Source organism: Streptomyces pinistramenti (genome assembly GCF_020564935.1).
GTDB classification, from domain to species: Bacteria; Actinomycetota; Actinomycetes; order Streptomycetales; family Streptomycetaceae; genus Streptomyces; species Streptomyces pinistramenti.
Window position 1 is genome coordinate 1 of sequence record NZ_JAJCXB010000030.1, and the last position, 24,444, is coordinate 24,444.

Below are 24,444 nucleotides of genomic sequence, written 5' to 3' on the forward strand. Positions count from 1 at the left end.
CTGCCGCCCGCACCGTGTGCCGCCCGGTGGCCGTCGTACGGACCGCCCTCGCGGCGGCCGCCCGATGCGCCCGGCAGCGAGTGGCCGGCTGCCGATTCGTCGTCGGCGCGCCCTGCGCGGGCGGCGGCAGCCCCGGCAGCCGGCGGACCGCTCGGCGGAACCGACGGGCCCGCCGCCCCGTCGAAGGGGGCGCCTGAGTCGTGCGGCGCGTCGCTGCCCGGTCCCGCACCGTCACCGAAGCCGGCGTCGTCACCGCCGCGGATGGCGAAGCCGGCCCCGGGGAGCGGGGTGAACCCGGGCGCGCCGGGCTGCTGGAGGGCGCTGCGCGGGTCGGGGACCGCGCCCAGCGGCGCCGTCCCGGCCTGCCCCCGCACAGGGGACGCCGATGATGCGGCAGGCGTGGCCGACTGCCGCAGTTGGGGGGAGGTGGGGTGCTCCGTCACGCGTGGGATTCCATCCGTCCGGGGCTGCGCGCCCGACGCGCCGCGTTTCAAGCACATCCTGGGGGATGCGCCTGACCCGCTACGTCTCAAGCGCGTCGCAGGTGCAGAAAGAGCTGGATCTCGGGTGGTACGTCCGTACTGGCCGGGGCATAGGCGTAGGAGTCCTCCCCGATGACGTCGAAACCCGCGTCGTGCACGACTCGGCGCAGGTCCTCCCGCAGAAAACCCGATACCCGGATCGAGTTGCCCAGGAACGGAATCGTGAAGTCGTCCACATCCGCCTCGACCATGGACAGGGCCAGCAGCCCGCCAGGCCGTAGCAGATCATGCAACATCCGCAGCGCATAGGGAATCTCCGCGCGCGGCAGCATCAGCAGGGTGAAGAAAGCGGCGATGCCGTCGAACGAACCGGCGCCGCCGAGCCGGCCGCCTCGCAGGTCCGCGATGTCCAGCCGGTGGAAATCGGCCTTCGGGACGTTGTCCCTGGCCAGCTTGATCATCGCGGGGGAGAGGTCGACACCCACGACGCGGTGGCCGGCGTCCGACAGTTGCCGGGCGGTCGGCAGCCCCGTACCGCAGCCGACGTCCAGCACCCGTGAGTCGGGCGGCAGTTCGTCCGCCAGCCAGGCACCCGACGACAGCTGGCCGTCCTTGTGCGGGAACGCGTCGTCGTAGCGGTCGCCGATCGCGTCGAACGCCTCGGCCTGGCCGGCCCGGTCCAGTGCTAACCGGTTCAGACCTTCATATTTGTCGTAGCTCTCAGCGCTCACGACCTCGCCCCTCCCGCGACCGCGGTCAAGTTCGGTTTTCAGTTCCGGAGTTGCGCCTGTGCAGTCTCGCGGAGGACGATCCTACGGTTTGTGACCCAGGGCGCATCAAGGGGGCTCGTTCCCGCTGCTCGCCACGCGAGGAGAGGCGTTGCCCATAGGCGCGTCTTTCCACGGTTCGCCCCCTTCACTCGCCCTGATGCGCGTCGTTTCCTCACGGCCGCAAATGTTCCTGCGTACGGTCCCAGTCCTCCGGCAGCTGCGGCACCGTCCAGCCCGGATCCGGCCGCCAGTCCTCCCAGCCGTCGCCGAACGGGCGTCCCCATGCCGCGATATGGTCCACCGCGGCCCGGCCGGCGGCCCGCGCCCCGGCCGTCTGCTCAGGTGTCATCAGCCCGTCCCGCTGCGCCTGTGCGAACTCGTCCTCGTCCCGCCACTCCCAGTGCCGGTCCGGATAGACGCAGAGGTCCAGGAAGTGGTCCTCCGAGTCCACGCCGCCCGCCCAACGGGTCCGTGGCTCCTCCAAGTTGACGTACCAGTTCTTGAAATGCCAGCCGCGTTCCCAGAACAGCCACACCGACCACGGGTCGCCGGGCCGCGCCAACTTGAGCACTCCGGCGCCGAACCACTGGTCACGGACGGTACGCCGGGGCTTGGTGTAACGGGTGGACAGCGGTTCACGGTGGACCGGGGTGCCGTCGGCCATCACCGGCTTGATACAGGGAGTGCCGGGCGCCATCCACACCGCCAGCATCTCGTCGGTGTCCTGGACCACGGTCATCGGGCGGCAGATGTGGATGCGCCGGCTGTCGGCGTTGTCGCGGTAACGCCACAGGACGTGCTCGCCCGGCGACCACCGCACCGCACCGGCCCCGTCCGGCCGTCCGGTCTCCGCCGTACCGATCACGGTGCCCGTACCGGCCGTCTCGCCTTCCGTAGTCCTCACGATGTCCGCTGTCATGCGCAGATCTTAGGGGCGCAGTGTTACGGGCGCCGTGACCCGGGCCGCACCCGACGTCAAGGACGCGTCATGCGCAGCACATCCAATGCCTGGTCAAGCTGCTCTTCGGTCAGCAGTCCGCGCTCGACAAATCCACCCTCGATGACCACCTGGCGGATGGTCTTCCGCTCGGCCAGCGCCCGCTTCGCGACCTTCGCCGCCTCCTCGTAGCCGAGGTACTTGTTGAGCGGGGTGACCACCGAAGGCGACGACTCGGCGTACTCCCGGGCCCGTTCGGCGTTGGCGGTGATGCCGTCGACCGTGCGGTCGGCCAGCAGCCGCGCCACATTGGCCAGCAGCCGGACCGACTCCAGGACGTTTTTGGCGATCACCGGCAGCATGACGTTCAGCTCGAAGTTGCCGGCCGCGCCGGCCGCGGCCACCGTCGCGTCAGCTCCGGTGACCTGCGCCGCGACCATCAACACGGCTTCCGGGATCACCGGGTTGACCTTGCCCGGCATGATCGAGGAGCCCGGCTGCAGATCCGGCAGCGCGATCTCCGCGAGGCCGGTGCGCGGTCCCGACGCCATCCACCGCAGGTCGTTGGCGATTTTCGTCAGCCCGACCCCGATCGTCCGGAGCTGCCCACTGGTCTCCACGATGCCGTCGCGGGCGCCCTGCGCCTCGAAGTGATTGCGCGCCTCCGTCAGCGGCAGCTGCGTGGCCCGCGCCACCTCGGCGATCACCGCGGCCGAGAACCCGGGCGGGGTGTTGATGCCCGTCCCCACCGCCGTGCCGCCCAACGGCAGTTCGGCAAGCCGGGGCAGCGAGGCGCGCAGCCTTTCGACGCCGTACCGCACCTGCGCGGCGTACCCGCCGAACTCCTGCCCGAGCGTTACGGGGGTGGCGTCCATCAGGTGCGTCCGCCCCGACTTCACCACCTCGGCGAACTCGGCGGCCTTGCGCTCCAGAGAGGCCGCGAGGTGTTCCAGCGCCGGGATCAGATCCCGGGTGACCGCCGCCGTCGCCGCGACATGGATCGACGAGGGGAACACGTCGTTCGACGACTGGCTGGCGTTGACGTGGTCGTTCGGGTGGACGTCCCGCCCCAGCCGCTCGCTCGCCAGCGTCGCGATGACCTCGTTGGTGTTCATGTTCGACGAGGTGCCGGATCCGGTCTGGAACACGTCGATGGGGAAGTGCGCGTCCCACCGGCCGTCGGCGACCTCCGCGGCCGCCTCCTGGATGGCCTCGGCCACCTCCTTGTCGAGCACTCCCAGTTCGGCGTTGACCTTGGCCGCCGCCGCCTTGATCCGTGCCAGTGCCTCGATGTGCGCCCGCTCGATCCGCTGGCCGGAAATCGGGAAGTTCTCCACCGCCCGCTGCGTCTGCGCCCGCCACTTCGCGTGCGCGGGCACCTGCACCTCGCCCATGGAGTCGTGCTCGGTGCGGTACTCCGCCCCGTCGCCGCTCCCCTGCTCGCCGTTCCTCGTGCCGTCCTGACGCTCGCCCATGTCGGCCACCTCCTGCTTGCTCAGCGTTCCGCAGCCGAAGCGTGTTCCCGGCACGGGCTACCAACTGGTAAATACCGCCGGTAATACCTCGATCCGGGGAACGGGTCGGGGCGCATACGGGGCACCGGCGGCGCCGCGGTCCGCAGCGCCGCCGGTGCCCGGAGCCGGTCAGTGCCCGATGCCGTCGATCAGTTCGCGTGCGCCCTGACGGAGCAGGGCGACGGCCACCGATGTGCCCAGGGTCGCCGGGTCGAGGCGGCCCGCCCACTCGTGGGCGTTGAGTACGGTCTTGCCGTCGGGGGTGAAGACGCAGGCCCGCAGGGAGAGTTCGCCGCCGCGCTCGGAGCGGGCGTAACCGGCGATGGGGGAGTTGCAGTGGCCCTGGAGGACGTGCAGGAACATCCGCTCGGCGGTGGCCTCCCGGTGGGCGGCCGGGTCACCGAGGGTGCTGATGGTGCCGATGAGGTCCGTGTCGCCCTCGCGGCACTGGAGGGCCAGGATCCCGGCGCCGATCGGCGGGCACATCACCTCGGTGGACAGCACCTCTGTGATCACGTCCTCGCGGCCGATGCGCTCCAGCCCTGAGACGGCGAGGAGCAGCGCGTCCGCGTCGCCCGCGGCCAGCTTCTCCATCCGGCGGTTGGCGTTGCCGCGCATCGGCACGCACTCCAGGTGCGGGTGCGAAGCGGCGAGTTGGGCCCTGCGGCGTACCGACGAGGTGCCGATCCGGGTGCCGGCGGGAAGCCGGTCGAGGGGGCGGCCGCCGGGGTGGATGAGCGCGTCGCGGACGTCGTCGCGGCGGAGGAACGCGGCGAACGTCGTGCCCGCGGGCAGCGGCCGGTCGGCCGGGACATCCTTGACGCAGTGCACCGCGAGGTCCGCGTCGCCGGCCAGCAGCGCTGCGTCCACCTCCTTGGTGAACGCTCCCTTGCCCTCCACCAGGGAGAGGTCGCCCATCCACTTGTCCCCGGTGGTTTTGACCGGGACCACTTCGGTGCGCAGGTGCGGGTGGAGCGCGGCCAGCTCGGTGCGTACGCGCTCCACCTGGGCGAGCGCCATCGGCGAGTCACGGGAGACGATGCGGATCAACTCAGGGGCGGACATGGCCCATACGATAGGCCGTGCGCCCCTCGTGGCCCTACGGCGCGGCAGCCGTCGGCGGGTCAGGCCAGCGCCGCCGCCCGCCTCCGCAGTTCGCCGTGCAGGCCGCCGTGCACGTCGGCGGGCGGCAGCCACTCCTTGCGGATCTTGGCGATGCAGGTGTAGTTGCTGTCGCAGACGTTGGCCAGCGGCGATTCGACCGCCTGCGTGACGACCTGGTAGGCGTCCAGTTCGCTCAGGCCGAAGTCGCGGGCCAGCCACTGGACCAGGTCCAGTTGCGAGATGCGGAAGGCGTCCTCCAGGGGGCGCGCGGAGCCGGTCGAGATGAGGTGGGTGTCCGACTCAAGACGCGGCCACGGCGTGGCGACGCCCTTCAGCAGCTCCACGATCACGACGCTGTGCATGGCGGTCTCGACGGCGACGCCGCAGGTCTCGCCCTCACCCTGGCGGGCATGTCCGTCGCCCAGGCTGAACAGCGCCCCTTCGACGTTCACGCCCAGGTAGCAGGTGACCCCCGCGCGCATCTCCGGCGTGTCCATGTTGCCGCCGTGCGCATCCGGGACGAGCGCCGAGCGCACCTCCAGGTTGGCCGGTGCCACCCCGACCGTGCCGTGCATCGGATCCATCGGCAGCGTCAGCGTCACGTCGCTGTCCCTGGCGCTGAAGTGGCACAGCCGCCGGGCGCGGTCCAGCTGCCAGATCCACACCGCCTCCGGGAGCGGCGGGTGCAGCGCGGCGGTGGCGTGGGTGGCGGTCAGCGCGCCGAAGAGCGGCACGGTCGTCGATGCCGCCCAGTCCCTGCGGGGCTCGATGGAGACGAAGTGCACGGCCAGGGTGTCGCCAGGCTCCGCGCCCTCGACGTGGAAAGGACCCGTCTGCGGATTGACGAACGGGAACTCGCAGACCTGCGAGACCAGGTCCCGTTCCGACCGCACCCGGCCGCCGAAACAGTCCTCGGTGAAGACGTCCAGGACCGTGCCGGGGGCGATGCGGGCCACCGGGGCGGCGCCGCCGAACGTCCAGGCGTAGTCGTTGCCGCCGGGCCGGACGGTGAGGATGCGCGGGTCGGATGCCGGGTCGGTCATGGGGACTCCTGGTCGAGTGGGGTGGCGGGGCGGGGTGCGGGGCCGGGGCCGGGCGGGGCGTCGAGGTGGATCAGGCCGGTCGCCGCGAGCCGGTCCGGGTACCGGCGCCGGAGGAAGGCGACGACGGCGAGCCCGGCCACCGTCCACACCAAGGCGGCCGGGCCCGCGTACGAGACGGGCGCGGTGAGCCGCGTGACGAAGGAGAAGGCCGGGATCCCGGCGGCGGTGAGCAGCGCGGGGGCGAAGGCCGCGATGCCCAGGAGCGGGAAGAGGAGGTGCCGGACCGGGCGGAATTCGGCGCGGCGGCGGCGCAGGAAGTAGCCGGCGCAGGCGAGGTTGGTGAGCAGGTAGACGGAGATGACCGCGGTCACCACGAGGGTGGCGAGCAGCAGGAACGCGGTGGTCGGGCCGTACGCGAAGCCCAGGCCCAGGGCCGCGCCCAGCGCCACGGCGAACTGGACGGACAGGCCCACCACCGGCGAGCGGTGCACCGGGTGCACGCGCATGAAGGCGCGCGGGAAGACGCCGGCCCGGCCCAGCGCGAAGGCGGTGCGGGTGGAGGCGTTGGTGGCCGCGTTGGCGTTGGCGACGGTGGAGTTGACCACCGCCAGGAAGACCAGGACCCAGAAGACGCCGAACGAGGCGCGCGCCACGCCGTCCCAGGAAGCGGCACCGGACGCGCCGAATCCGGCGAACGCGTCCGGCCCGTAGGAGACGGTGATGGCGTACGTCGTCAGGACGAACAGCAGCCCGATCGACAGCGCCGCACCGAGCACCGCGCGGCGCAGCGTACGGCGCGGATCGCGGGCCTCCTCGGCGAGCGGCGCCGCCGCCTCGAACCCGGCGAAGGCCAGCACCGTGTAGACCGATCCCGCGATCACGCCGCCGATGCCCTTGTGGGCTGCCGGAGTGTGCGAAGTGCCGAACACCGACAGGGTGTTGTGCCCGCCCGCGCTCACGATCAAGAGGACGGCGAGGACCACGAAGACCAGCACCTCGAAGACGCCGAGCACGGTTCCCAGCCGCGCGGAGGCCCGTATTCCGTAGAAGCCCGTCACGGCGATCACCACCGCGCCGGCGACGGCCCACGGCCACCACAGGCCCCCCGGATACCCGGGCCACTCCTGGTGCAGGGTGCCCGCGACCGTGAAGCCCAGCTGGAGCAGGAGCAGCGCGGGCACGAGGGCCTCGACGAGCAGATACGTCCAGGCCACCAGGAAGCCGACGACGGGATGCAGCCCCTGGGCGCTGTAGGTGGCCACCGACCCGGCGGACGGCAGATGCCGCGCAAGCTCGGCCACGGACGAGGCCGTGAACAGGCACGCCACCAGGGCGATCAGCACGGACAGCGGCAGCGCGCCGCCAGCGAAGGCGGCACCGGCCGGAATGGACACGGCGACGGCCGCGGCGGGCGCCATCGACGTCACGCTCTGGAACAGCACATCCCGCAGCCCGATGGCATCGCGCCGCAACCCCGGGTTTCGCTCAGGTCCCTCGCGTCGCTCCTGTGGCACGGCCTCTCCCTGCACCCCGCGGGCCTCCCCGACCACCCGAGCGTAGGCAGGCAGCCGGGCCGGCGGAAGACGGCATGACGCCGGTGCATACCGACCGGGCACGCGGGGCAGGCGGCCCGAGCAAGGTCGGGCCCGTCAGCGCGCCGACCCGGGGTCGTCGATCCCGTCACCGGTATGTAAGGGTGGAAACTCGTCGAAAAGCACCTCGGTGAAGGGAGATGGCATGTCGTCGAAGCGACGCCGCAAGAAGAAGGCACGCCGCAAGAACGGAGCCAACCACGGCAGCCGGCCGCAGTCCTGACCCGGCTCCCGCGACACCACGAACGGTGCCCCACCTGCGTTGCGCGGGAGGGGCACCGTTCTGTGCGCGCTACGCGCAGGCGGATGGCAGGGGAGAATTCTCCGCCGTCACCGCATATAGCCCTGTCGGGGATCCACCGGAGGCGGCGTGGCGCGCCGCTGCCGGTCCGCCCGGCGCCTGAACCACGTCAGAGTCGCCGCACCGGTCAGAAAGACGACCGCGGCGAGGGTGGGCAGGAGATACGCGTCGCCGGAACGGTAGTTGTCGACCGCCGCCACCACCGAGCCGGCCCCGAACAGCAGCAGGGCCATGAGCTGGTTGCGCCGCGCGACGGGATCCGGCGCCCGGCGAAGCTCCGCGCGCAGCTGCTCATCCGAGACCGGAACAGGAGCAGCGGGACCAGGAGCGCCCGTCCACCCCTCCGGGACGGGAACGGGGCCGGCCGGGCCCGGCGTAACCCGCCGCATCACGAGGTACCGGGGCTTGTGCCGACCGGTCTCCCAGTTCTGCACCGCGTATCCGTACTGGTGGCCCAGCCATGCCGTCTGCGCCGGGGACAGCCCTGTGCCGCTCACCCGGACCCTGGCCTCCGGGCGCCCGTCGAAGGAGCGCAGCACCTCCTCGTGCCGCCGCCTGCGCTGTGCCTTGGTGCCGACGGCGTCGGAGTATCCGACGAAGATCACGGCGGCGAGGCCGGCCAGGGCGAGCACGGGAAGCACGAGCCACAGGAGGGATGCCATCGATGTCCTTTCGCGTACGGCAGCGGACCGGCGCGCGCGTGCGCGAAGGGCCTGGACGGGACGCGGCCGCCACCCGCCCGGTGCGGGTGGCGGCCGAGCTCACGGCGTTCCCGGGCGCGCTCGCGCGGACCGCTAAGCCCCCCGCCGCACCGGAATGCTGGTGAACGTCGGGGCCGGGGCGGGGTCCTGGAAGAAGTCGTTGCCCTTGTCGTCGACGACGATGAAGGCCGGGAAGTTCTCGACCTCGATGCGCCAGACCGCTTCCATGCCGAGTTCCTCGTACTCCAGGACCTCGACCTTCTTGATGCAGTCCTGGGCGAGGCGGGCGGCCGGGCCGCCGATGGAGCCGAGGTAGAAGCCGCCGTGGGCGGCGCAGGCGTCGGTGACCTGCTGGGAGCGGTTGCCCTTGGCGAGCATGACCTTGGAGCCGCCGGCCGCCTGGAACTGCTCGACGTACGCGTCCATCCGGCCCGCGGTCGTCGGGCCGAAGGAGCCGGAGGCGAAGCCCTCGGGGGTCTTGGCGGGGCCGGCGTAGTAGACCGGGTGGTTCTTGAGGTACTCCGGCATCTCCTCGCCCGCGTCCAGGCGTTCCTTGATCTTCGCGTGTGCGATGTCGCGGGCGACGACGAGGGTGCCGGTGAGGGAGAGGCGGGTCTTGACCGGGTGCCGGGTCAGCTCGGCGAGCACCTCGTCCATCGGCCGGTTGAGGTCGACGGCGACGGCGTCGAGGTCCGGGCCCGCGCCCTCGGTCAGCTCGTCGTCGGTGGTCTCCGGGAGGAAGCGCGCCGGGTCGGTCTCCAGCTGCTCCAGGAAGACGCCGTCGGCGGTGATCTTCGCGACGGCCTGGCGGTCCGCCGAGCAGGAGACGGCGATGGCGACCGGGCAGGACGCGCCGTGGCGGGGGAGGCGGACGACGCGGACGTCGTGGCAGAAGTACTTGCCGCCGAACTGCGCGCCGATGCCGATCTTCTGGGTGAGTTCGAAGACCTTGTCCTCAAGCTCCTTGTCGCGGAAGCCGTGGCCCGTCGGGGAGCCCTCGGCGGGCAGCTCGTCCAGGTAGTGCGCGGAGGCGTACTTGGCGGTCTTCATGGCGTACTCGGCGCTGGTGCCGCCGACGACGATCGCCAGGTGGTACGGCGGGCAGGCGGCCGTGCCGAGTGAGCGGATCTTCTGCTCCAGGAACTTCATCATCGAGCCCTCGTTGAGGACCGCCTTCGTCTCCTGGAAGAGGAAGGACTTGTTGGCGCTGCCGCCGCCCTTGGCCATGAACAGGAACTTGTAGGCGCCGCCGTCGGTCGCGTACAGCTCGATCTGGGCCGGGAGGTTGGAGCCGGTGTTCTTCTCGTCCCACATCGTCAGCGGTGCCATCTGCGAGTAGCGCAGGTTGAGCTGCGTGTACGCGTCGAAGATGCCGCGGGAGAGCGCTTCCTCGTCGCCGCCCTCGGTGAGGACCTGCTGGCCGCGCTTGCCCATGACGATGGCGGTGCCGGTGTCCTGGCACATCGGGAGCACGCCGGCCGCCGCGATGTTCGCGTTCTTGAGCAGGTCGAGCGCCACGAAGCGGTCGTTGGCGCTGGCCTCCGGGTCGTCCAGGATCCTGCGGAGCTGCGCGAGGTGCGTCGGGCGCAGGTAGTGCGCGATGTCGTGCATCGCCTCGGCGGCCAGCTTGCGCAGGGCCTCCGGCTCGACCTTGAGGAACGTACGGCCGTCGGCCTCGAAGGTGCTCACACCCTCCGAAGTGACCAGGCGGTACGGGGTGTTGTCCTCGCCTACGGGGAGCAGGTCCGTGTAGGCGAATGCCGGGCTGGCCGGGCGGGAGACGGGGGGCATGACGGGCATTCCTCACTCGACGGGGATGACGGCTGGCATCTGTGGCAGCACCAGAACAGCGTAGAACCCGGGCGGGGTGGCACCGTTGTGAGGTAAGGCTCAGTTGATCCGGGCCCCGTGCGCGCCGCCCCCTCCTGGGGTCCGTCGGGATCGGAGCGGACAATCGCTGGTCGCGATGTATCGCGTTTGGGTAGGCTGGGGCCGTGGACGCTGCAGACAACCCGGGGCCGGACCCCGCGACCCCGACCGGCCCCCTGGATGCCCCGGGCCGGCAGCCGGTGCATCGGAGCCCGCGGCCGGTGGACATGGCCAAGCCCGTCGCCGGCGCGGAGATCCGCGCGTCCGACGCGGACCGTGACCGGATCGCCGAGATCCTGCGCGAGGCGCTGGCGGAGGGCCGGCTGGATCCCGAGGAGCACTCCGAGCGGATCGACGCCGTCTACCGCGCCAAGACGATGGGCGAACTGGAGCCCATGGTGCGGGACTTGCCCGTCGCCGGGCAGCCGTCCCCGCCGCCGTCCGGTTCCGGGGCGTACGCCGGTGCGCCGCCGCCGGACCAGAATCTCGTCGCGGTCTTCAGCGAGTCGAAGCGCAAGGGCCGCTGGCAGGTCCCGGCCCGCATCAACGCCGTGGCGATCTTCGGCAGCGTGGAGATCGACCTGACCGAAGCCCTGTTCCCGCAGCAGCAGATCCTGATCAACGTCACCGCGATCTTCGGCAGCGTCGAAATCCTCGTCCCGGAGAATCTCACGCTGCGCAGCAGCGGCTCCGGCGTGCTGGGCTCCTTCGAGGTCGAGACGAACGACGCGATAGCGGCGGACGCCCCGGTGGTGCAGGTCAACGGCTATGCCGTCCTGGGCAGCGTCGAGGCCAGGCCCAAGCGCGGCGCCCTGATCCGCGACCTGCGCGACCGGCTGCGCGTCCAGCGGGACGAACGGCGTGAGCGGCACGCGGAGTTGAGGCACGGACGGCAGGAGCGCAGGGACCGTTTCCGTAAGGACCTCGACGGCTGAATACGGCTTTCAGCCGACGGCCACGGTGTGCATAAGCGTGGGTACAGCGGGTAGGGCTGGGGCATCGTCTCTCGTACGGCTGCGGGGTGCGTAACGCCGTGCGCAGAGGGACGGGCAAGGGTGATTTGCTCGCCGAAGCCGTCGTCAGGAGTAGACCGTGCTGCTACCGCATCAGCCCCTGCAGACCGCCGCTGTCGTTCCGTCCCAGCGGGTGCCGTCTCGCGAGGAGGCCGGCCCCTGGCATTCGGAGGCGGTGTGCCGTCGGGATGAAGCCGGGCTGTTCTTCGCCCCCTCCAAGGAGCCGACCGCCGCGCGGCTGGCCAGAGAAGAGGCAGCGAAGCGGGTCTGCGCCCGCTGTCCCGTGATGATTGAATGCCGCGAGCACGCCCTGCTCCAGCCCGAGCCGTACGGCGTCTGGGGCGGGCTGACGGCGGCCGAGCGGCGCGTCGTACTGGCCCGCAGGCGCCGGCGGGACGCCGAGCTGCAGCGCACGGCTGCGGTGCCGGCGGCCGGCTGAGGCCCGTCGGCGCGCGCTCCCGGGGCGGCCCGTAACGGCGCGCGCGACGGCCGGGCGGCGGCGCACGGATGACGACACGGCGCTCGCCCCGCCGGAGAGGGCAGCCTCTTCGGCGGGGCGACACGTATGCCGGGGCGGTGCGCCCGGTGTTCCCGTGCCGGAGCGGGTGACGTCAGCTGGGGCGCTCGAAGTCCACCGAGCTGTACGCGCGGAGCTTGGACAGCCGGTGCTGCGAGTCGATCTGGCGGATGGTGCCCGACTTGGAGCGCATCACCAGGGACTGGGTGTAGGCGGTCTCCGCGCGGTAGCGGACGCCGCGCAGCAGGTCGCCGTCGGTGATGCCGGTGGCGACGAAGAAGACGTTGTCGCCCTGCACGAGATCGTCGATCTGCAGGACCTTGTCCAGGTCGTGACCGGCGTCGAGGGCGCGCTGCCGCTCCGTGTCGTCCTTGGGCCACAGCTTGGCCTGAAGGGTGCCGCCCAGACACTTGAGCGCGCAGGCCGCGATGATGCCTTCCGGGGTGCCGCCGATGCCGAGCAGCAGGTCGACGCCGGTGCCCTCGCGGGCCGCCATGATCGCGCCGGCCACATCGCCGTCCGCGATGAACTTGATCCGGGCGCCCGCCTCGCGGACCTCCTTGACCAGGCCGTCGTGGCGCGGGCGGTCCAGGATGACGACGGTGACGTCCTCGACGGCCGAGCGCTTGGCCTTGGCGATGCGCTTGATGTTCACCGCGACCGGCGCGTCGATGTCGACGAAGTCGGCGGCCTCGGGGCCGGTCGCGAGCTTGTCCATGTAGAAGACCGCGGACGGGTCGAACATGGAGCCGCGCTCGGCGACGGCCATCACGGAGACCGCGTTGGCCATGCCCTTGGCGGTCAGCGTCGTGCCGTCCACCGGGTCCACGGCCACGTCGCACTCGGGGCCCGTGCCGTCGCCGACCCGCTCGCCGTTGTAGAGCATCGGGGCGTTGTCCTTCTCGCCCTCCCCGATGACCACCACACCGTTCATCGACACGGTGTGGATCAGGGCGCGCATGGCCTTGACCGCCGCACCGTCCGCACCGTTCTTGTCACCTCGTCCCACCCAGCGGCCCGAGGCCATGGCGCCGGCCTCGGTGACCCGGACCAACTCCAGGGCGAGGTTGCGATCGGGGGCCTCGGGGCTGACTTCGAGGGGGGACGGGAGCTGATGCTCGGTCATCGAGCGCACCTTTCTGTACGGCGACGGCCGCAATTCTGAGGGTGATGACGACTTTATCGGTAGGCCGCGAGATTGAGCAGGGGGGCCTTCGCATGAGCAACCTTGCGGCGGCGGGATCCGGCCGGTCCCCGAACCGCGCGGTCTTCCCGGGGGTCATGTCCTGATCGCGTGGGGCATGGGGGACGATAGGGGCGTGGCAGGTATGCGAGGCAGGCAAACGGTACGGGACATGGTCCTGTCGCTGGCGGTGATCGGCGTGCTCGTCGCGGCGATCTACATCTTCATCCCGCACGACGACAGCAGCTCCGCGGAGAAGAGCGCGGTCAAGACCGTCGACTACCGCGTCGAGGTGACCACGGCCCGGCGCGCGGCGCCGTACCCGGTCGCTGCGCCGGAGGGCCTGTCCAAGGACTGGCGCGCCACCTCCGTCTCGTACAAGGCGAGCAGCGACGGCAAGGGCGGCGCCTGGCACCTGGGCATGCTCGACCCGGAGGAGGACTACGTGGCGGTGGAGCAGAGCGACGCGCCGGCGGAGAAGTTCATCAAGGACGTGACGCTGGGCGCGGCGAAGGCCAAGGGCAAGCAGGCCGTCGGCAGCAAGAAGTGGGACCGCTACAAGGGCGACCAGTACAACGCGCTGGTGCACGAGGAGCCGGGGGTGACCACGGTCGTCACCGGCACCGCGCCCTACGGCCGGCTGGCCGACCTGGCCGCCGCCCTGGTGGCGAAGAAGGGCTGACCGGCCCGCGGCGGGCGGGCGCCCGGCGCGGACGGACGAGGCCGCCGCATCCCTCGCGGGTGCGGCGGCCTCGGGCGTCATACGGGCCGGGTGCGGCTCAGACGGTGGTGGCGGCGTCGGCGAACTCCAGGCGCGGCGAGCGCGGGAAGAAGGCGTCGGCGCCGGGCTTGCCGACGTTGATGACCAGGAAGGACTTCTGCTTGCCGTCGCCGAAGAACTCCTTGTCGACGCCGGTGAAGTCGAAGCCGGTCATCGGGCCTGCGGCCAGGCCGGCCGCGCGGATGCCGAGGATGAAGTAGCCGGCCTGCAGCGTGGCGTTCTGGGTGCCGGCGGCCTCGCGGGCGGTGGCCTCCGAGAAGAAGGCGTCCTTGACGCCGGGGGCGTGCGGGAAGAGCTGCGGCAGCTTCTCGTGGAAGTCCAGGTCCACGGAGAGGACCACGGTCAGCGGCGCGGCCAGCGTCTTCGGGCCGTTGGCACCCATGGCGTGGCCGACCAGGCGCTTACGGGCGTCATCGGAGCGGACCAGGGTGATCCGCAGCGGCGACTGGTTGAAGGCGGTCGGGGCGTACTTCACCAGGTCGTAGATGGCCTGGACCTGCTCGTCCGTCACCGGCTCGTCCGTGAACGTGTTGGCGGTCTGGGCCTCGCGGAACAGGAGGTCCTGAGCGGCGGCGTCAAGGGCGAGAGACATAGGGGCACCTCGGTGAGTCAGATGGGGGTCGCATCGCAGGGTCTGCCGATCCTGTGGTGGTTATGGACACCACTGTAGTCGAATTAGATTAAACTTCAACTAAAATGGGGTGAGGGTGAGGCGGTTCACATGCCTGAACTGCCTGGATGGCCGGGGTTCCGGGTGTTCCGACGCACCCTGCGTCGCCCCGTGCGGGCCGTACGTCCCAACGTCTCAGGCGTCCCGGGTGCATCCCCGCACCCGACGCCCGCCTGAGCCGCTACCCGCGCTCCGCCCCGTCCTCCGTCGTGTCCTCCGACTCGGCCAGGGACGCGTCCAGCCGGGCGCGGGCGCCGTCCAGCCAGCGGCGGCAGACCTTCGCCAGCCGCTCGCCGCGCTCCCAGAGGGCGAGCGACTCCTCCAGCGTCGTGCCCCCCGCCTCCAGGCTGCGGACGACCTCGATCAGCTCGTCCCGCGCCTGTTCGTAGCCGAGCGTGGAGTCCACCGGCTCCGGCTCCGCCTCCGCGCCGACCGCCCCGGCCTCCGGGCCCGCCACCTCGTCCGTCTTCGCCTTCGCCATGTCTCCCACCCTAAGCGCGGGGTGTGACAGCGCCCGCCGCGTCCGCGTCCGCGACCCGCACCCGGAACTCGCCCTCGGACACCCGGGCCCGCAACTCCTCGTCCGCGCCGACCTCGTCCGGCGAGCGCACCGCCGTCCCGTCCGGCTTCTGGAGCACGGCGTATCCGCGCTCCAGCGTCGCCTTGGGGGAGAGCGCGACGACCCGCGCCCGGGTGTGCGCCAGCTCCGAATCGGCCCGGTCCAGCAGATGCCCCAGCGTCCGGCGGGCCCGCCCGGCCAGCGCCTCGATCTGCTCGGCGCGCTCCTCCACCATCCGCTGCGGGTGCCGTATCGACGGCCGGCTCAGCGCCGCGGCCAGGCCGCGCTCCTCCCGCTCCAGGAAACCGCCGACCGCCCGCAGCGCCCGCTCGCGCAGCTGCTGGACGCGGACCAGCTCCTCGCCGACATCCGGGACGACCTTCTTCGCCGCGTCCGTGGGGGTGGACGCCCGCAGGTCGGCGACGAGGTCGAGGAGCGGCGTGTCCGGTTCGTGGCCGATCGCCGAGACGACGGGGGTGCGGGCGTCGCCCACGGCCCGTACGAGCTGTTCGTCGGAGAACGGCAGCAGGTCCTCCACGCTGCCGCCGCCACGCGCCACGATGATCACGTCGACCTCGGGCAGCGCGTCCAACTCCCGCACCGCCGCGATCACCTGCGGCACCGCGCGCACCCCCTGCACCGGCACGTTGCGCACCTCGAAGCGGACCGCGGGCCAGCGGTGCCTGGCGTTCTCCAGGACGTCACGCTCCGCGGCGCTCGCCCGGCCGCAGACCAGGCCGATCAGCTGCGGCAGGAACGGCAGCGGCCGCTTGCGGTCCAGGGCGAAGAGGCCCTCGGACGCCAGGGACTTCTTCAACTGCTCCAGGCGCGCGAGGAGTTCGCCGACGCCGACCGGCTTGATCTCGGCGGCCCGCAGAGAGAGCTGGCCGCGCGGCGCGTACCACTCCGGTTTGGCGTGCACCACCACCCGGGCGCCCTCGCCCACCACCTCGGACACCCGGTCGAAGACCTGGCGGTAACACGTCACGCTGACCGAGATGTCGTGCGACGGATCGCGCAGGGTCAGAAAGACCACCCCCGCGCCGGGCCGCCGGGAGAGCTGGGTGATCTGCCCCTCGACCCATACCGCGCCGAGCCGGTCGATCCAGCCGCCGATGAGCCGGGACACCTGGCCGACCGGGATCGGCGCTTCCGGAGACGTGGAGAGAGCCATACGAAGGAGCGTAACGGCGGGCACCGACAGCGGGCCCCCGCCGGGGCAGGCGGCGGAGGCCGACGGCCGTCAGACGCCCGGCCGCGCCTCCCGCCGCCTGCCCCGGTACTGCAACGCCAGCACCACGAAGCCCACCACCAGCCAGCAGCCACCGACGACCTGCGCCGTGCCCGACGCCTCCACGATCACCGCCACCACCACGGCCAGGCCCAGCACCGGCGCCACCACATGCCGCAGCACGCTCGGCACCTCGGCCCGCTTGCGGATCCGGAACCAGCCGATCACCGAAGCGTGCAGCAGCCCGAACGCGGTCAGCGCCCCGACGTTGACGATCGACGACAGATGATCGAGCCCGTCGTCCCTGGTCGCCGCCCACACCGCGGCGATCAGCGTCACCACGGCCGCCCCCAGCAGCGCCCGGCGCGGCACCCCGCTGCCCGCGTCCACCTTCGACATCGCCCCCGGCAGCCGCCGGTCCCGCGCCATCGCGAACAGCAGCCGGCCGGCCGCCGCCTGCCCCGCCAGCGCCGCGAAGGCCGCGCCGATCGCCTTGCTCACCGCCACCAGGTCGTGCAGCCAGCCGCCCACCGCCGCATCGACCGTGGCGTAGAACGCGTCGCCCTGCTCACCCGGCTTCGCCGCCAGTTCGGCCGCCGGCATCGGAGCCAGCAGCGCCGCCAGATACGTCTGCACGGCGAACAGCACACCGGCCACCACCAGACACGTGAGCACCGCCCGCGCCACCCGGTCCGAGCCGCGCAGCCCCCGGCCCTTCCCGCGGGCCTGCCCGTCGTGTGCGCCCCGCGCCTCCTCCGCGAACGCCGCGATGGCGTCGAAACCCAGATACGACAGCACGGCCACCGACACCGCGGCCAGCACCGCCGTCATGGAGAAGGCGCCCTCGCCGGTCAGCGGCTCCGCCCAGCCCCGCTGCGCGCCGTGCAGAGCCAGCTCCACGACCGCCGACACCACGAACACGCCCAGCACCGCGATCTCCATGGCCAGCACCGCGAACCCGACGACGGCCGCGGTCCGCACGCCCCACAGGTTCAGCAGCGTCGTCACCACCACCGCAATCGCCGTCCACACCCACTGGTGCACCTCCGGCACCAGCGCATGCATCGCGATCCCGGAGAACAGATACGCCACCGCCGGGATCAGCAGATAGTCCAGCATCGCCATCCACCCGGCGATGAACCCGGCCCCCTCGCCGAGCCCCACCCTGGCGTACGTGTACACCGACCCGGCCTGCGGCGCGACCCGCACCATCTGGGCGTACGAATACGCGGTGAAGGCCATCGCGACGGTCGCGACCAGGTAGACGAGGGTGATCGCGCCGTGCGACTTGGCCTGGAGCGTGCCGAAGATGCCGACCGGCGCCATCGGGGCGATGAACAGCAGTCCGTAGACGATCAGATCCCGGAAGCTCAGCGTGCGCCGCAACGCGGGCCGGCTGCCGGCACCCCCGCCGGCCGCCGTCCTCTCCCCGGTGTCCTCCCCGTCGCCGCCGCTGGTTTCGCCGATCGAGCCCGGCATGCTGCCTCCTCCGTGCGTTCGCCCTCAGTCTGGGCCACCGCTGAGATCTTTGTGAGCCCCGGTACGCCCGTACGATGGGACGCATGACTGCTACGCCCGGCCCGTCACCCGCCACCGCCCCGAGCGGAGACGCCCCGCGTCACGGTGACCACCCGTCGCCCGCCAGCACCTTGAACGCACAGGCCCCGCGTGCGAATCGACGCGTCCTGCTCGCCGCCCCCCGCGGCTACTGCGCGGGCGTGGACCGCGCCGTGATCGCCGTCGAGAAAGCCCTTGAGCAGTACGGCGCACCCGTCTACGTGCGTCACGAAATCGTGCACAACAAGTACGTCGTGAAGACCCTGGAGAAGAAGGGCGCCATCTTCGTCGAGGAGACGGCGGAGGTGCCCGAGGGCAACATCGTCATCTTCTCCGCGCACGGCGTCGCCCCGGCCGTCCACGACGAGGCCGAGCGCGGCAAGCTCGCCACCATCGACGCCACCTGCCCGCTGGTCACCAAGGTCCACAAGGAAGCGGTCCGGTACGCCAAGGAGGACTACGACATCCTCCTCATCGGCCACGAAGGCCACGAAGAGGTCATCGGCACCAGCGGCGAGGCGCCCGACCACATCACCCTGGTCGACGGCCCCGACGACGTGGCGAACATCGAGGTCCGCGACCCGGACAAGGTCGTCTGGCTCTCCCAGACCACCCTCTCCGTCGACGAGACCATGGAGACGGTCGGCGCCATCAAGGGCCGCTACCCCAACCTCCTCTCGCCGCCCAGCGACGACATCTGCTACGCCACCCAGAACCGCCAGATCGCGGTCAAGCAGATGGGCGCCGACGCCGACCTCGTCATCGTCGTCGGCTCCAAGAACTCCTCGAACTCCGTCCGGCTGGTCGAGGTCGCCCTGGGCGCCGGAGCCCGGGACGCCCATCTGGTCGACTACGCCGACGAGATCGACGAGAGCTGGCTGGAGGGCGTGGGCACCGTCGGCGTCACCTCCGGCGCCTCCGTCCCCGACGTGCTGGTGCACGGCGTCCTGGACTGGCTGGCCGAGCGCGGCTACGAAGACGTCGAGACGGTCACCGCGGCCGAGGAGTCCATCGCCTTCTCGCTGCCCAAGGAACTCCGCCGCGACCTGCGCGCCGAGGCCAAGGCGGCCACCGAACGCTGACGGGCGGACCGGCCGGATTCCCGGTCCGAGGGGTGCCAGGCGGCCCGGGGACCTAGCCTTTTCCCATGAAGGTCTTCGGCGTGGACATCGGCGGTTCGGGCATCAAGGGCGCCCCGGTCGACCTGGAACGCGGCGATCTCGCCGACGAGCGCCACAAGGTGCTGACACCGCAGCCGGCCACCCCGGACGCGGTCGCCGACTGCGTCCGGGAGGTCGTCGCGCACTTCGGCTGGACGGGCCCGGTCGGCGCGACCTTCCCCGGCGTGGTCACCGCCGGCGTCACCCGTACCGCCGCCAACGTCGACACCAGCTGGGTCGACGCCGACGCCGCCACGCTGCTCACAGGCCGCCTCGGCGGCGAGGCCGGCGGCTGCCCGGTGACGCTGCTCAACGACGCGGACGCGGCGGGCCTGGCCGAGATGCGCTACGGCGCGGGCCGCGGGCGCCACGGCACGGTCATCGTGCTCACTCTCGGCACCGGCATCGGCAGCGCCGTCTTCACCGGCGGCCGGCTGGTCCCCAACACCGAACTGGGTCATCTGGAGCTGAACGGCCACGACGCCGAGAAGCGCGCCTCGACCCGCGCCAAGGATGAGGACGAGCTGAGCTGGCGGCGCTGGGCCCGCCGCGTCGAGAAGTACCTCACTCACGTGGAGATGCTGTTCTCGCCCGAGCTGTTCGTGATCGGCGGCGGGGTGAGCCGCAAGGCGGAGAAGTTCCTGCCGCTGATCGAGGGCCTCAGCGCCGAGGTCGTACCGGCTCAGCTTCAGAACAATGCGGGGATTGTGGGGGCCGCGATGGCTGCGCACGCCGCTCGGGCTGGCGGGCCACCTGACGCGGACGGTTCCCCGGCGACCGGGCCGGCCGCGGCCGGCCCGCAGGGGCATCCTGACCGGCCGCGGGCCGCCGGCCCTGGGGTCGACTCGCCGGTCGGCTGGCCCGACGCCGAACGATGAGCACCACCTTGCGCACCAGCACCAGCAGCCCGCAGACCAGCGTGCCGGCATAGAGCCAGCCCGCGTTCAGCGCCAGCACCGTGAAGACACCCATCAGCAGCTCGCCGAACCCGCCGGAACCGCGGTGGATCGGCACCGCGCCCAACGTGAAGGCGATCGGCAGCGCGATCGGCGCCGCAATCAGGTCGTACGGCCGCACCCACAGGCCGGCACCCACCGCGACCAGCAGGAAGAACACGCCGTACGCGGTCTGCGCGCCGTCGAAGAGGAACTGGTCGAGCGCGGCGAACGCGAGCAGGGCGAGGGTGCTGAGCAGTCCGCAGCCCAGGCCGGTCAGCTTCGGCGCCGGCATCCGGCGCAGAAAGGCGACCAGCGGCGCCAGCGGCGGCCTGCGCCGCACCCCGGCACGGTAGACGGCCGCCGAGCCCGGCGCGGCCCGCTCGCCCCCGGAGCCCTCGGCCCGGCTGCCGCGCGGCTCGTCCGCCCGGCCTCGCGGCCGCCCGCCAGGACGCTCGTTCACGGACACCGCGGGGCGGGGGAGCCGGGCATCCTGGCCGGTGAGCGACCTGCTGCTCCCGGGCGGGCGGTGCTGAGGGGTGCGCGCTTCGTGTTGCTCCACTCGCCAACGGTAGGCCGCTAAGTGGTATTAACAGGCTTCGGGACACGCCCTTTCCCCGAGGTAGACGGTGCGTTCGGCGGACGGCACCGGGCCGGGCGGAGTGCCGCGCCCGCCCCGTAGACTGGTGGATCGGCCCCCACGGGAGCCGTGTCAGCCCTCCACCGCCTCGCTCCGGGAAGTCGCCACCGTGTCGCTCACGATCGGAATCGTCGGTCTGCCGAATGTCGGCAAGTCGACCCTGTTCAACGCCCTGACCAAGAACGACGTGCTGGCGGCCAACTACCCGTTCGCCACCATCGAGCCGAACGTCGGCGTCGTCGGCGTCCCCGACACCCGTCTGGCCACCCTCGCCGGGATCTTCGGCTCGCAGAAGATCCTCCCCGCCACCGTCGACTTCGTCGACATCGCGGGCATCGTCCGCGGCGCGTCCGAGGGAGAGGGCCTGGGCAACAAGTTCCTCGCGAACATCCGCGAGTCCGACGCGATCTGCCAGGTCATCCGCGCCTTCAAGGACGAGAACGTCGTCCACGTCGACGGCAAGGTCTCGCCCAAGGACGACATCGAGACCATCAACACCGAGCTGATCCTCGCCGACCTCCAGACCGTCGAGAAGGTGCTGCCGCGTCTGGTCAAGGAGTCCCGGATCCAGAAGGACAAGGCCGTCCAGGTCAAGGCCGTCGAAGAGGTCAAGGCGATCCTGGAGGACGGCCGCACCCTCTTCTCCGCCGGCATCACCAAGGAGTCAGAGAAGGGTGAGCTGCTGCGTGACCTGCACCTCCTCACCACCAAGCCGTTCCTCTACGTCTTCAACGTCGACGAGGACGAGCTGACCGACGACGACTTCAAGAACGAGCAGCGCGCCCTGGTCGCCCCCGCCGAGGCCATCTTCCTCAACGCCAAGCTGGAGGCCGACCTCGCCGAGCTGGACGACGAGGAGGCCCTCGAACTCCTCCAGTCCGTCGGCCAGGAAGAGCCCGGCCTCGCCACCCTCGCCCACGTCGGCTTCAACACCCTCGGCCTCCAGACGTACCTGACGGCCGGCCCCAAGGAAACCCGCGCCTGGACCATCAAGAAGGGCGCCACCGCCCCCGAGGCCGCCGGCGTCATCCACACCGACTTCCAAAAGGGCTTCATCAAGGCCGAGGTCATCTCCTTCGCCGACCTCGTCGAAGCCGGCTCGGTCGCCGACGCCCGCTCGGCTGGCAAGGCCCGCATGGAGGGCAAGGACTATGTGATGCAGGACGGGGATGTGGTGGAGTTCCGGTTCAACGTCTAAGACGTCCGGCGAAAGGCCGTCTGACCTGCGGCGGAGCAGGTTGGGCGGCCTTTGCGGTCCGCACAGAGTCCGCAGCGTGCTGGATGAGCCCGGCACGCGGCGGAGCGGTTACGTCGCTTCGTCGACCTGCGGTCGGGCATCGGCGGACCGGTCCGCGTACGCCTTGTCGACGGCGGCCCGGGTCCGCTCCTCGGAGTCGGGCCACAGGTGGGTGTAGATGTTCAGCGTCATGGCCGCGTTGGTGTGGCCGAGGTGCTCGGAGACCGTCTTCACGGACTCGCCGTGCTTGATCAGCAGGCTGGCGTAGTGGTGCCACGCGGTGGGCGTAGACCTGCTCGATCCAGCCCGCCTTGAAGGCGGCCAGGTCGGCGCGGAAGTTGGCCATCGAGGCGCCGTACGGTGCGACCACGCCGCCGGACTGGTCCGGCACGGACTGGCAGCCGTGGACGAGCCGGCCGCCGAGGGCGGCGTGGGCCTTGATGGACTCGATCCGGCGGTGCTCGTTGAACCAGCCGCCGTAGTAGACCTCGTCGAGCATCCCGCCCCTCTCGTCGTCCAGGTCGAAGACGACGGAGGTGGCGGCGGGGAAGAACCAGCACGGGCCGACGTTGGAGATGTGCCCGTCCAGTTCGACCTTGTTGAGCGCCATGAGCGTGGCGGCCTCACGGAGCATCCGCAGGTGGTCGGCGGTGATCTGCGGGAGTCCGAGGCCCGCGAGGTGCTCGTCGCGGAACAGGTACGCGTACACCTCATACGCGGTGGCCAGTACCCGGGCGGCATCTGCGGTGGACTCGCTGTGCTGCTTGATGAAGTCGAGCGCGAGTTGCTCGACCGTGCTCTCTGCCGTCTCATCCACGTCCAGGAGCTGAGCCTTGATCAGCTCCCAGTCGGCGACGAGCCAGCTGTGGGCCTCGAAGCGGAAGAAGTACTCGGCCGGGTCGATGGTGATGCGCCGGCGGTCGACCTGGATACCGGGCAGGCGGCTCCAGTGCGGGTCGAACGCCTCGGGCAGCTCGACCGTGATGGCCGAGGTGTCGATGGTGGTCACCGTGTCTCCGTCTCTGATCGGCCGGGGTCGGGCACAGGAATGCCCGAACCTGGTGTGTACGTACGGAACTTCGAGGAGCCGCCCGGACCAAGGGGGGAGCCTGGATGACGGTCGCGTCGTTCCGGGCGGCTGCTGATAAGTGAACTGGTGGTCACGCTCAGTCGGTACGGTGGAAGACAGTTGAAGCGGTATACGCGGTTTACAGCTCCGGAGCGGAGGTGATCGTGGCGGCGGGGAGAGACCCCAACTCGCGTCTGCGCGCCGTCATCGACGCGGCCGACTGCACCTACGAGGCCCTGGCCAGAGACGTGCGCCGCATCGCCGCCGAGAACGGAGAGATCCTCCAGACCAACAAGTCGGCCATCTCGCACTGGGTGAACGGTGCCCGCACTCCATCGGGCCGGGTCGGTCAGTACCTGGCCGAGGCCCTCTCCCGCAGAGCAGGACGCACGGTCACCTGGACCGAGATCGGCTTCCCTGCCAGTGACACCGAAGAGGCGGCGGAATCCGACCCCGTCCTCGCCGCCACCGACCTGGGCCGAGCCGACGTCGAACGCCGCCGCTTCCTCGCCATCGCGGCCTTCACCACCGCCGGCGTCACCATGCCGCTCGGCTACGACCACGAAGCCACCGCCCGTATGCTCCGTGCCCGCACCGGTGTGTCCGTGGTCGGGGTGGAGGATGTGGACGTCGTACGCCAGATCACCGCGGCCTTCAGCGCAGCCGACGAGCGCCTCGGCGGCGGACACGGCCTGACCACCGTCACCGCGTACCTCGCCGACACCGCCGCCCCCATACTCCGGGGGCGATTCCCCAGCGAGCTTTACGTCGGGCCGCTTTCGGCGCGGTCGCCGAACTCGCCTATCTCGCAGGGTGGAAGCACCATGACCTCGGCCAGGAAGGTGCCGCCCAGCGCTACTACCAGGTCGGCTACCAACTCGCCTGCGAAGCCGACCCCCACGGCCACGCCGCCTGGATGATGCGCGCCCTCGCCTACCAGGCCCTGAGCCTCAAACAGCCCCACCACTGCGTCGACCTCGTCGAAGGCGCCCTCACCCGCGGTCTTGGTCACGTGGACGGCCAGACCGAGGCGCTGCTTCACATCACCCACGCGCCGCGCCTTCGCCACGATCGATGAGAAGCCCGCAGCGGCCCGTGCCCTGCTCTCCGCCGAGGACGCCCTGCTCCGCGACGACGGCTCTCAGCCCAGCTTCTCCCTCGTCAGCGGGCCGGCCGCCGGGACCGTCACCAGCCATACGGCTCGTACGCTCACCGCCCTCGCCGATCACGTCGGCACCGAGCAGCAGCACCGGGACGCGCTCGTCCGTTGGGATCCCGAGAAGTTCAAGCGCGTCCACGCCCTCACCCAGGCCGACCTCGGCGACAGCCTCGCCGCCCAGGCCCGTGCCGACGAAGCCGTCGCCGCCTGGACCCAGACCCTGACCCTCATGGAGGGCATGACCTCCGACCGCACGCGCAAGGCGATCACCTCGATCCGCTCCACCCTCGCGGTCTACCAGCGACGCAAAGTGCCGGGCGCCGCAGAACTCGCCCGCCGCGCCCGCGAAGCCCTGGCCTAACGTGCCCGACACCCGCCCGACGAAGGGAATCCCCGTGCCCCGGCCGACCGACGCCCAGT

At 71.4% G+C, this 24,444-nt stretch carries 20 protein-coding genes and 4 pseudogenes; 8 read left to right on the top strand and 16 right to left on the bottom strand.

The annotated features are described in order from the left end of the window. The 7 genes and pseudogenes from LIU39_RS20460 to LIU39_RS20490 all read right to left on the bottom strand — a co-directional run. Window positions 1-443: pseudogene (locus tag LIU39_RS20460) on the bottom strand (SpoIIE family protein phosphatase); the annotation flags it as partial. Between the two features lie 86 nt (window positions 444-529). Further along, window positions 530-1,213, bottom strand: a complete 684-nt coding sequence (locus tag LIU39_RS20465; RefSeq protein ID WP_227048255.1) for a class I SAM-dependent DNA methyltransferase — start codon at window positions 1,211-1,213, stop codon at window positions 530-532. Between the two features lie 211 nt (window positions 1,214-1,424). Then, entirely contained in the window at window positions 1,425-2,171 is a 747-nt protein-coding gene (fomD, locus tag LIU39_RS20470) for a cytidylyl-2-hydroxypropylphosphonate hydrolase (protein ID WP_227048256.1), read from the bottom strand. A 56-nt stretch (window positions 2,172-2,227) separates the two neighbouring features. Next, complete coding sequence (locus LIU39_RS20475; protein ID WP_227048257.1) at window positions 2,228-3,664, bottom strand: class II fumarate hydratase; 1,437 nt, start codon at window positions 3,662-3,664, stop codon at window positions 2,228-2,230. A gap of 168 nt (window positions 3,665-3,832) precedes the next feature. Beyond that, window positions 3,833-4,768: a hydroxymethylbilane synthase gene (gene hemC, locus LIU39_RS20480; RefSeq protein ID WP_227048258.1), complete on the bottom strand. Its 936-nt coding sequence runs from the start codon at window positions 4,766-4,768 to the stop codon at window positions 3,833-3,835. A 59-nt stretch (window positions 4,769-4,827) separates the two neighbouring features. Beyond that, window positions 4,828-5,850, bottom strand: coding sequence for an acetamidase/formamidase family protein (locus tag LIU39_RS20485; protein ID WP_227048259.1), 1,023 nt, complete (start codon window positions 5,848-5,850; stop codon window positions 4,828-4,830). Beyond that, window positions 5,847-7,364 carry an APC family permease gene (locus LIU39_RS20490; RefSeq protein WP_227048260.1) on the bottom strand — a complete coding sequence of 506 codons (1,518 nt, stop codon included), beginning with the start codon at window positions 7,362-7,364 and terminating at the stop codon, window positions 5,847-5,849. The genes LIU39_RS20485 and LIU39_RS20490 overlap by 4 nt, the downstream gene beginning before the upstream one ends. A 223-nt stretch (window positions 7,365-7,587) precedes the next feature. On the opposite strand from LIU39_RS20490, the gene LIU39_RS35635 reads away from it, so the two are divergent. Further along, window positions 7,588-7,665: a 50S ribosomal protein bL37 gene (locus LIU39_RS35635; RefSeq protein WP_370443954.1), complete on the top strand. Its 78-nt coding sequence runs from the start codon at window positions 7,588-7,590 to the stop codon at window positions 7,663-7,665. A 107-nt stretch (window positions 7,666-7,772) separates the two neighbouring features. Here LIU39_RS35635 and LIU39_RS20495 read toward each other — a convergent pair whose 3' ends face one another. Together LIU39_RS20495 and LIU39_RS20500 are read right to left on the bottom strand one after the other, a co-directional pair. Then, window positions 7,773-8,405 (bottom strand): hypothetical protein, encoded by a 633-nt coding sequence (locus tag LIU39_RS20495; protein ID WP_227048261.1) that lies wholly within the window; start codon window positions 8,403-8,405, stop codon window positions 7,773-7,775. A gap of 132 nt (window positions 8,406-8,537) precedes the next feature. Further along, a complete protein-coding gene (locus LIU39_RS20500; protein WP_227048262.1) occupies window positions 8,538-10,235 on the bottom strand; it encodes a fumarate hydratase in 1,698 nt (565 codons plus the stop codon). 305 nt (window positions 10,236-10,540) lie between these two features. Here LIU39_RS20500 and LIU39_RS20505 point away from each other — a divergent pair, with 305 nt between their 5' ends. Continuing rightward, window positions 10,541-11,248 carry a DUF1707 SHOCT-like domain-containing protein gene (locus LIU39_RS20505; protein WP_227048312.1) on the top strand — a complete coding sequence of 236 codons (708 nt, stop codon included), beginning with the start codon at window positions 10,541-10,543 and terminating at the stop codon, window positions 11,246-11,248. A 157-nt stretch (window positions 11,249-11,405) separates the two neighbouring features. Then, window positions 11,406-11,765: a WhiB family transcriptional regulator gene (locus LIU39_RS20510; protein WP_227048263.1), complete on the top strand. Its 360-nt coding sequence runs from the start codon at window positions 11,406-11,408 to the stop codon at window positions 11,763-11,765. A 172-nt stretch (window positions 11,766-11,937) separates the two neighbouring features. Here the strand turns inward: LIU39_RS20510 and glpX are convergent, their stop codons facing one another. Next, window positions 11,938-12,969: a class II fructose-bisphosphatase gene (gene glpX / locus LIU39_RS20515; protein ID WP_227048264.1), complete on the bottom strand. Its 1,032-nt coding sequence runs from the start codon at window positions 12,967-12,969 to the stop codon at window positions 11,938-11,940. 202 nt (window positions 12,970-13,171) lie between these two features. Here glpX and LIU39_RS20520 point away from each other — a divergent pair, with 202 nt between their 5' ends. Beyond that, window positions 13,172-13,708, top strand: a complete 537-nt coding sequence (locus tag LIU39_RS20520) for a DUF4245 domain-containing protein (RefSeq protein WP_227048313.1) — start codon at window positions 13,172-13,174, stop codon at window positions 13,706-13,708. Window positions 13,709-13,805: 97 nt separating this feature from the next. Here the strand turns inward: LIU39_RS20520 and LIU39_RS20525 are convergent, their stop codons facing one another. From LIU39_RS20525 to LIU39_RS20540, 4 genes are all read right to left on the bottom strand, one after another. Continuing rightward, entirely contained in the window at window positions 13,806-14,399 is a 594-nt protein-coding gene (locus LIU39_RS20525; protein ID WP_227048265.1) for a malonic semialdehyde reductase, read from the bottom strand. 259 nt (window positions 14,400-14,658) lie between these two features. Beyond that, on the bottom strand, window positions 14,659-14,958 hold the full coding sequence (locus tag LIU39_RS20530) for an exodeoxyribonuclease VII small subunit (RefSeq protein WP_227048266.1): 300 nt from the start codon (window positions 14,956-14,958) through the stop codon (window positions 14,659-14,661). A 10-nt stretch (window positions 14,959-14,968) separates the two neighbouring features. Continuing rightward, window positions 14,969-16,210 (bottom strand): exodeoxyribonuclease VII large subunit, encoded by a 1,242-nt coding sequence (xseA, locus tag LIU39_RS20535; protein WP_227048267.1) that lies wholly within the window; start codon window positions 16,208-16,210, stop codon window positions 14,969-14,971. A 69-nt stretch (window positions 16,211-16,279) separates the two neighbouring features. Further along, the gene (locus LIU39_RS20540) at window positions 16,280-17,746 is read right to left on the bottom strand and encodes an APC family permease (RefSeq protein WP_227048268.1); all 1,467 of its coding nucleotides are present in this window, start codon (window positions 17,744-17,746) and stop codon (window positions 16,280-16,282) included. Between the two features lie 83 nt (window positions 17,747-17,829). Between LIU39_RS20540 and LIU39_RS20545 the strand changes: the two genes are divergently transcribed. After that, window positions 17,830-18,906 carry a 4-hydroxy-3-methylbut-2-enyl diphosphate reductase gene (locus LIU39_RS20545; RefSeq protein WP_227048269.1) on the top strand — a complete coding sequence of 359 codons (1,077 nt, stop codon included), beginning with the start codon at window positions 17,830-17,832 and terminating at the stop codon, window positions 18,904-18,906. A gap of 65 nt (window positions 18,907-18,971) precedes the next feature. Next, window positions 18,972-19,862 carry a polyphosphate--glucose phosphotransferase gene (gene ppgK, locus LIU39_RS20550; protein ID WP_227048270.1) on the top strand — a complete coding sequence of 297 codons (891 nt, stop codon included), beginning with the start codon at window positions 18,972-18,974 and terminating at the stop codon, window positions 19,860-19,862. A gap of 61 nt (window positions 19,863-19,923) precedes the next feature. Here ppgK and LIU39_RS35300 read toward each other — a convergent pair. Then, window positions 19,924-20,214: pseudogene (locus LIU39_RS35300) on the bottom strand (DUF6542 domain-containing protein); the annotation flags it as partial. 454 nt (window positions 20,215-20,668) lie between these two features. Between LIU39_RS35300 and ychF the strand changes: the two are divergent. Beyond that, window positions 20,669-21,757 carry a redox-regulated ATPase YchF gene (gene ychF, locus LIU39_RS20560; RefSeq protein ID WP_227048272.1) on the top strand — a complete coding sequence of 363 codons (1,089 nt, stop codon included), beginning with the start codon at window positions 20,669-20,671 and terminating at the stop codon, window positions 21,755-21,757. Between the two features lie 307 nt (window positions 21,758-22,064). On the opposite strand, the pseudogene LIU39_RS20570 reads toward ychF, so the two are convergent. After that, window positions 22,065-22,805 (bottom strand): annotated as a pseudogene (locus LIU39_RS20570) (hypothetical protein); the annotation flags it as partial. Between the two features lie 224 nt (window positions 22,806-23,029). Here LIU39_RS20570 and LIU39_RS20575 point away from each other — a divergent pair. After that, window positions 23,030-24,385: pseudogene (locus LIU39_RS20575) on the top strand (NsdA family TPR-like regulatory protein). Window positions 24,386-24,444 lie beyond the last annotated feature (59 nt).

Excerpts from the sequence above, each read along its gene's own strand:
- fomD (WP_227048256.1), bottom strand. The coding sequence starts at position 2,171 with ATGACAGCGGACATCGTGAGGACTACGGAAGGCGAGACGGCCGGTACG.
- LIU39_RS20475 (WP_227048257.1), bottom strand. The coding sequence starts at position 3,664 with ATGGGCGAGCGTCAGGACGGCACGAGGAACGGCGAGCAGGGGAGCGGC.
- hemC (WP_227048258.1), bottom strand. The coding sequence starts at position 4,768 with ATGTCCGCCCCTGAGTTGATCCGCATCGTCTCCCGTGACTCGCCGATG.
- LIU39_RS20485 (WP_227048259.1), bottom strand. The coding sequence starts at position 5,850 with ATGACCGACCCGGCATCCGACCCGCGCATCCTCACCGTCCGGCCCGGC.
- LIU39_RS35635 (WP_370443954.1), top strand. The coding sequence starts at position 7,588 with ATGTCGTCGAAGCGACGCCGCAAGAAGAAGGCACGCCGCAAGAACGGA.
- LIU39_RS20495 (WP_227048261.1), bottom strand. The coding sequence starts at position 8,405 with ATGGCATCCCTCCTGTGGCTCGTGCTTCCCGTGCTCGCCCTGGCCGGC.
- LIU39_RS20500 (WP_227048262.1), bottom strand. The coding sequence starts at position 10,235 with ATGCCCCCCGTCTCCCGCCCGGCCAGCCCGGCATTCGCCTACACGGAC.
- LIU39_RS20505 (WP_227048312.1), top strand. The coding sequence starts at position 10,541 with ATGGCCAAGCCCGTCGCCGGCGCGGAGATCCGCGCGTCCGACGCGGAC.
- glpX (WP_227048264.1), bottom strand. The coding sequence starts at position 12,969 with ATGACCGAGCATCAGCTCCCGTCCCCCCTCGAAGTCAGCCCCGAGGCC.
- LIU39_RS20520 (WP_227048313.1), top strand. The coding sequence starts at position 13,172 with ATGCGAGGCAGGCAAACGGTACGGGACATGGTCCTGTCGCTGGCGGTG.
- LIU39_RS20525 (WP_227048265.1), bottom strand. The coding sequence starts at position 14,399 with ATGTCTCTCGCCCTTGACGCCGCCGCTCAGGACCTCCTGTTCCGCGAG.
- LIU39_RS20530 (WP_227048266.1), bottom strand. The coding sequence starts at position 14,958 with ATGGCGAAGGCGAAGACGGACGAGGTGGCGGGCCCGGAGGCCGGGGCG.
- xseA (WP_227048267.1), bottom strand. The coding sequence starts at position 16,210 with ATGGCTCTCTCCACGTCTCCGGAAGCGCCGATCCCGGTCGGCCAGGTG.
- LIU39_RS20540 (WP_227048268.1), bottom strand. The coding sequence starts at position 17,746 with ATGCCGGGCTCGATCGGCGAAACCAGCGGCGGCGACGGGGAGGACACC.
- LIU39_RS20545 (WP_227048269.1), top strand. The coding sequence starts at position 17,830 with ATGACTGCTACGCCCGGCCCGTCACCCGCCACCGCCCCGAGCGGAGAC.
- ppgK (WP_227048270.1), top strand. The coding sequence starts at position 18,972 with ATGAAGGTCTTCGGCGTGGACATCGGCGGTTCGGGCATCAAGGGCGCC.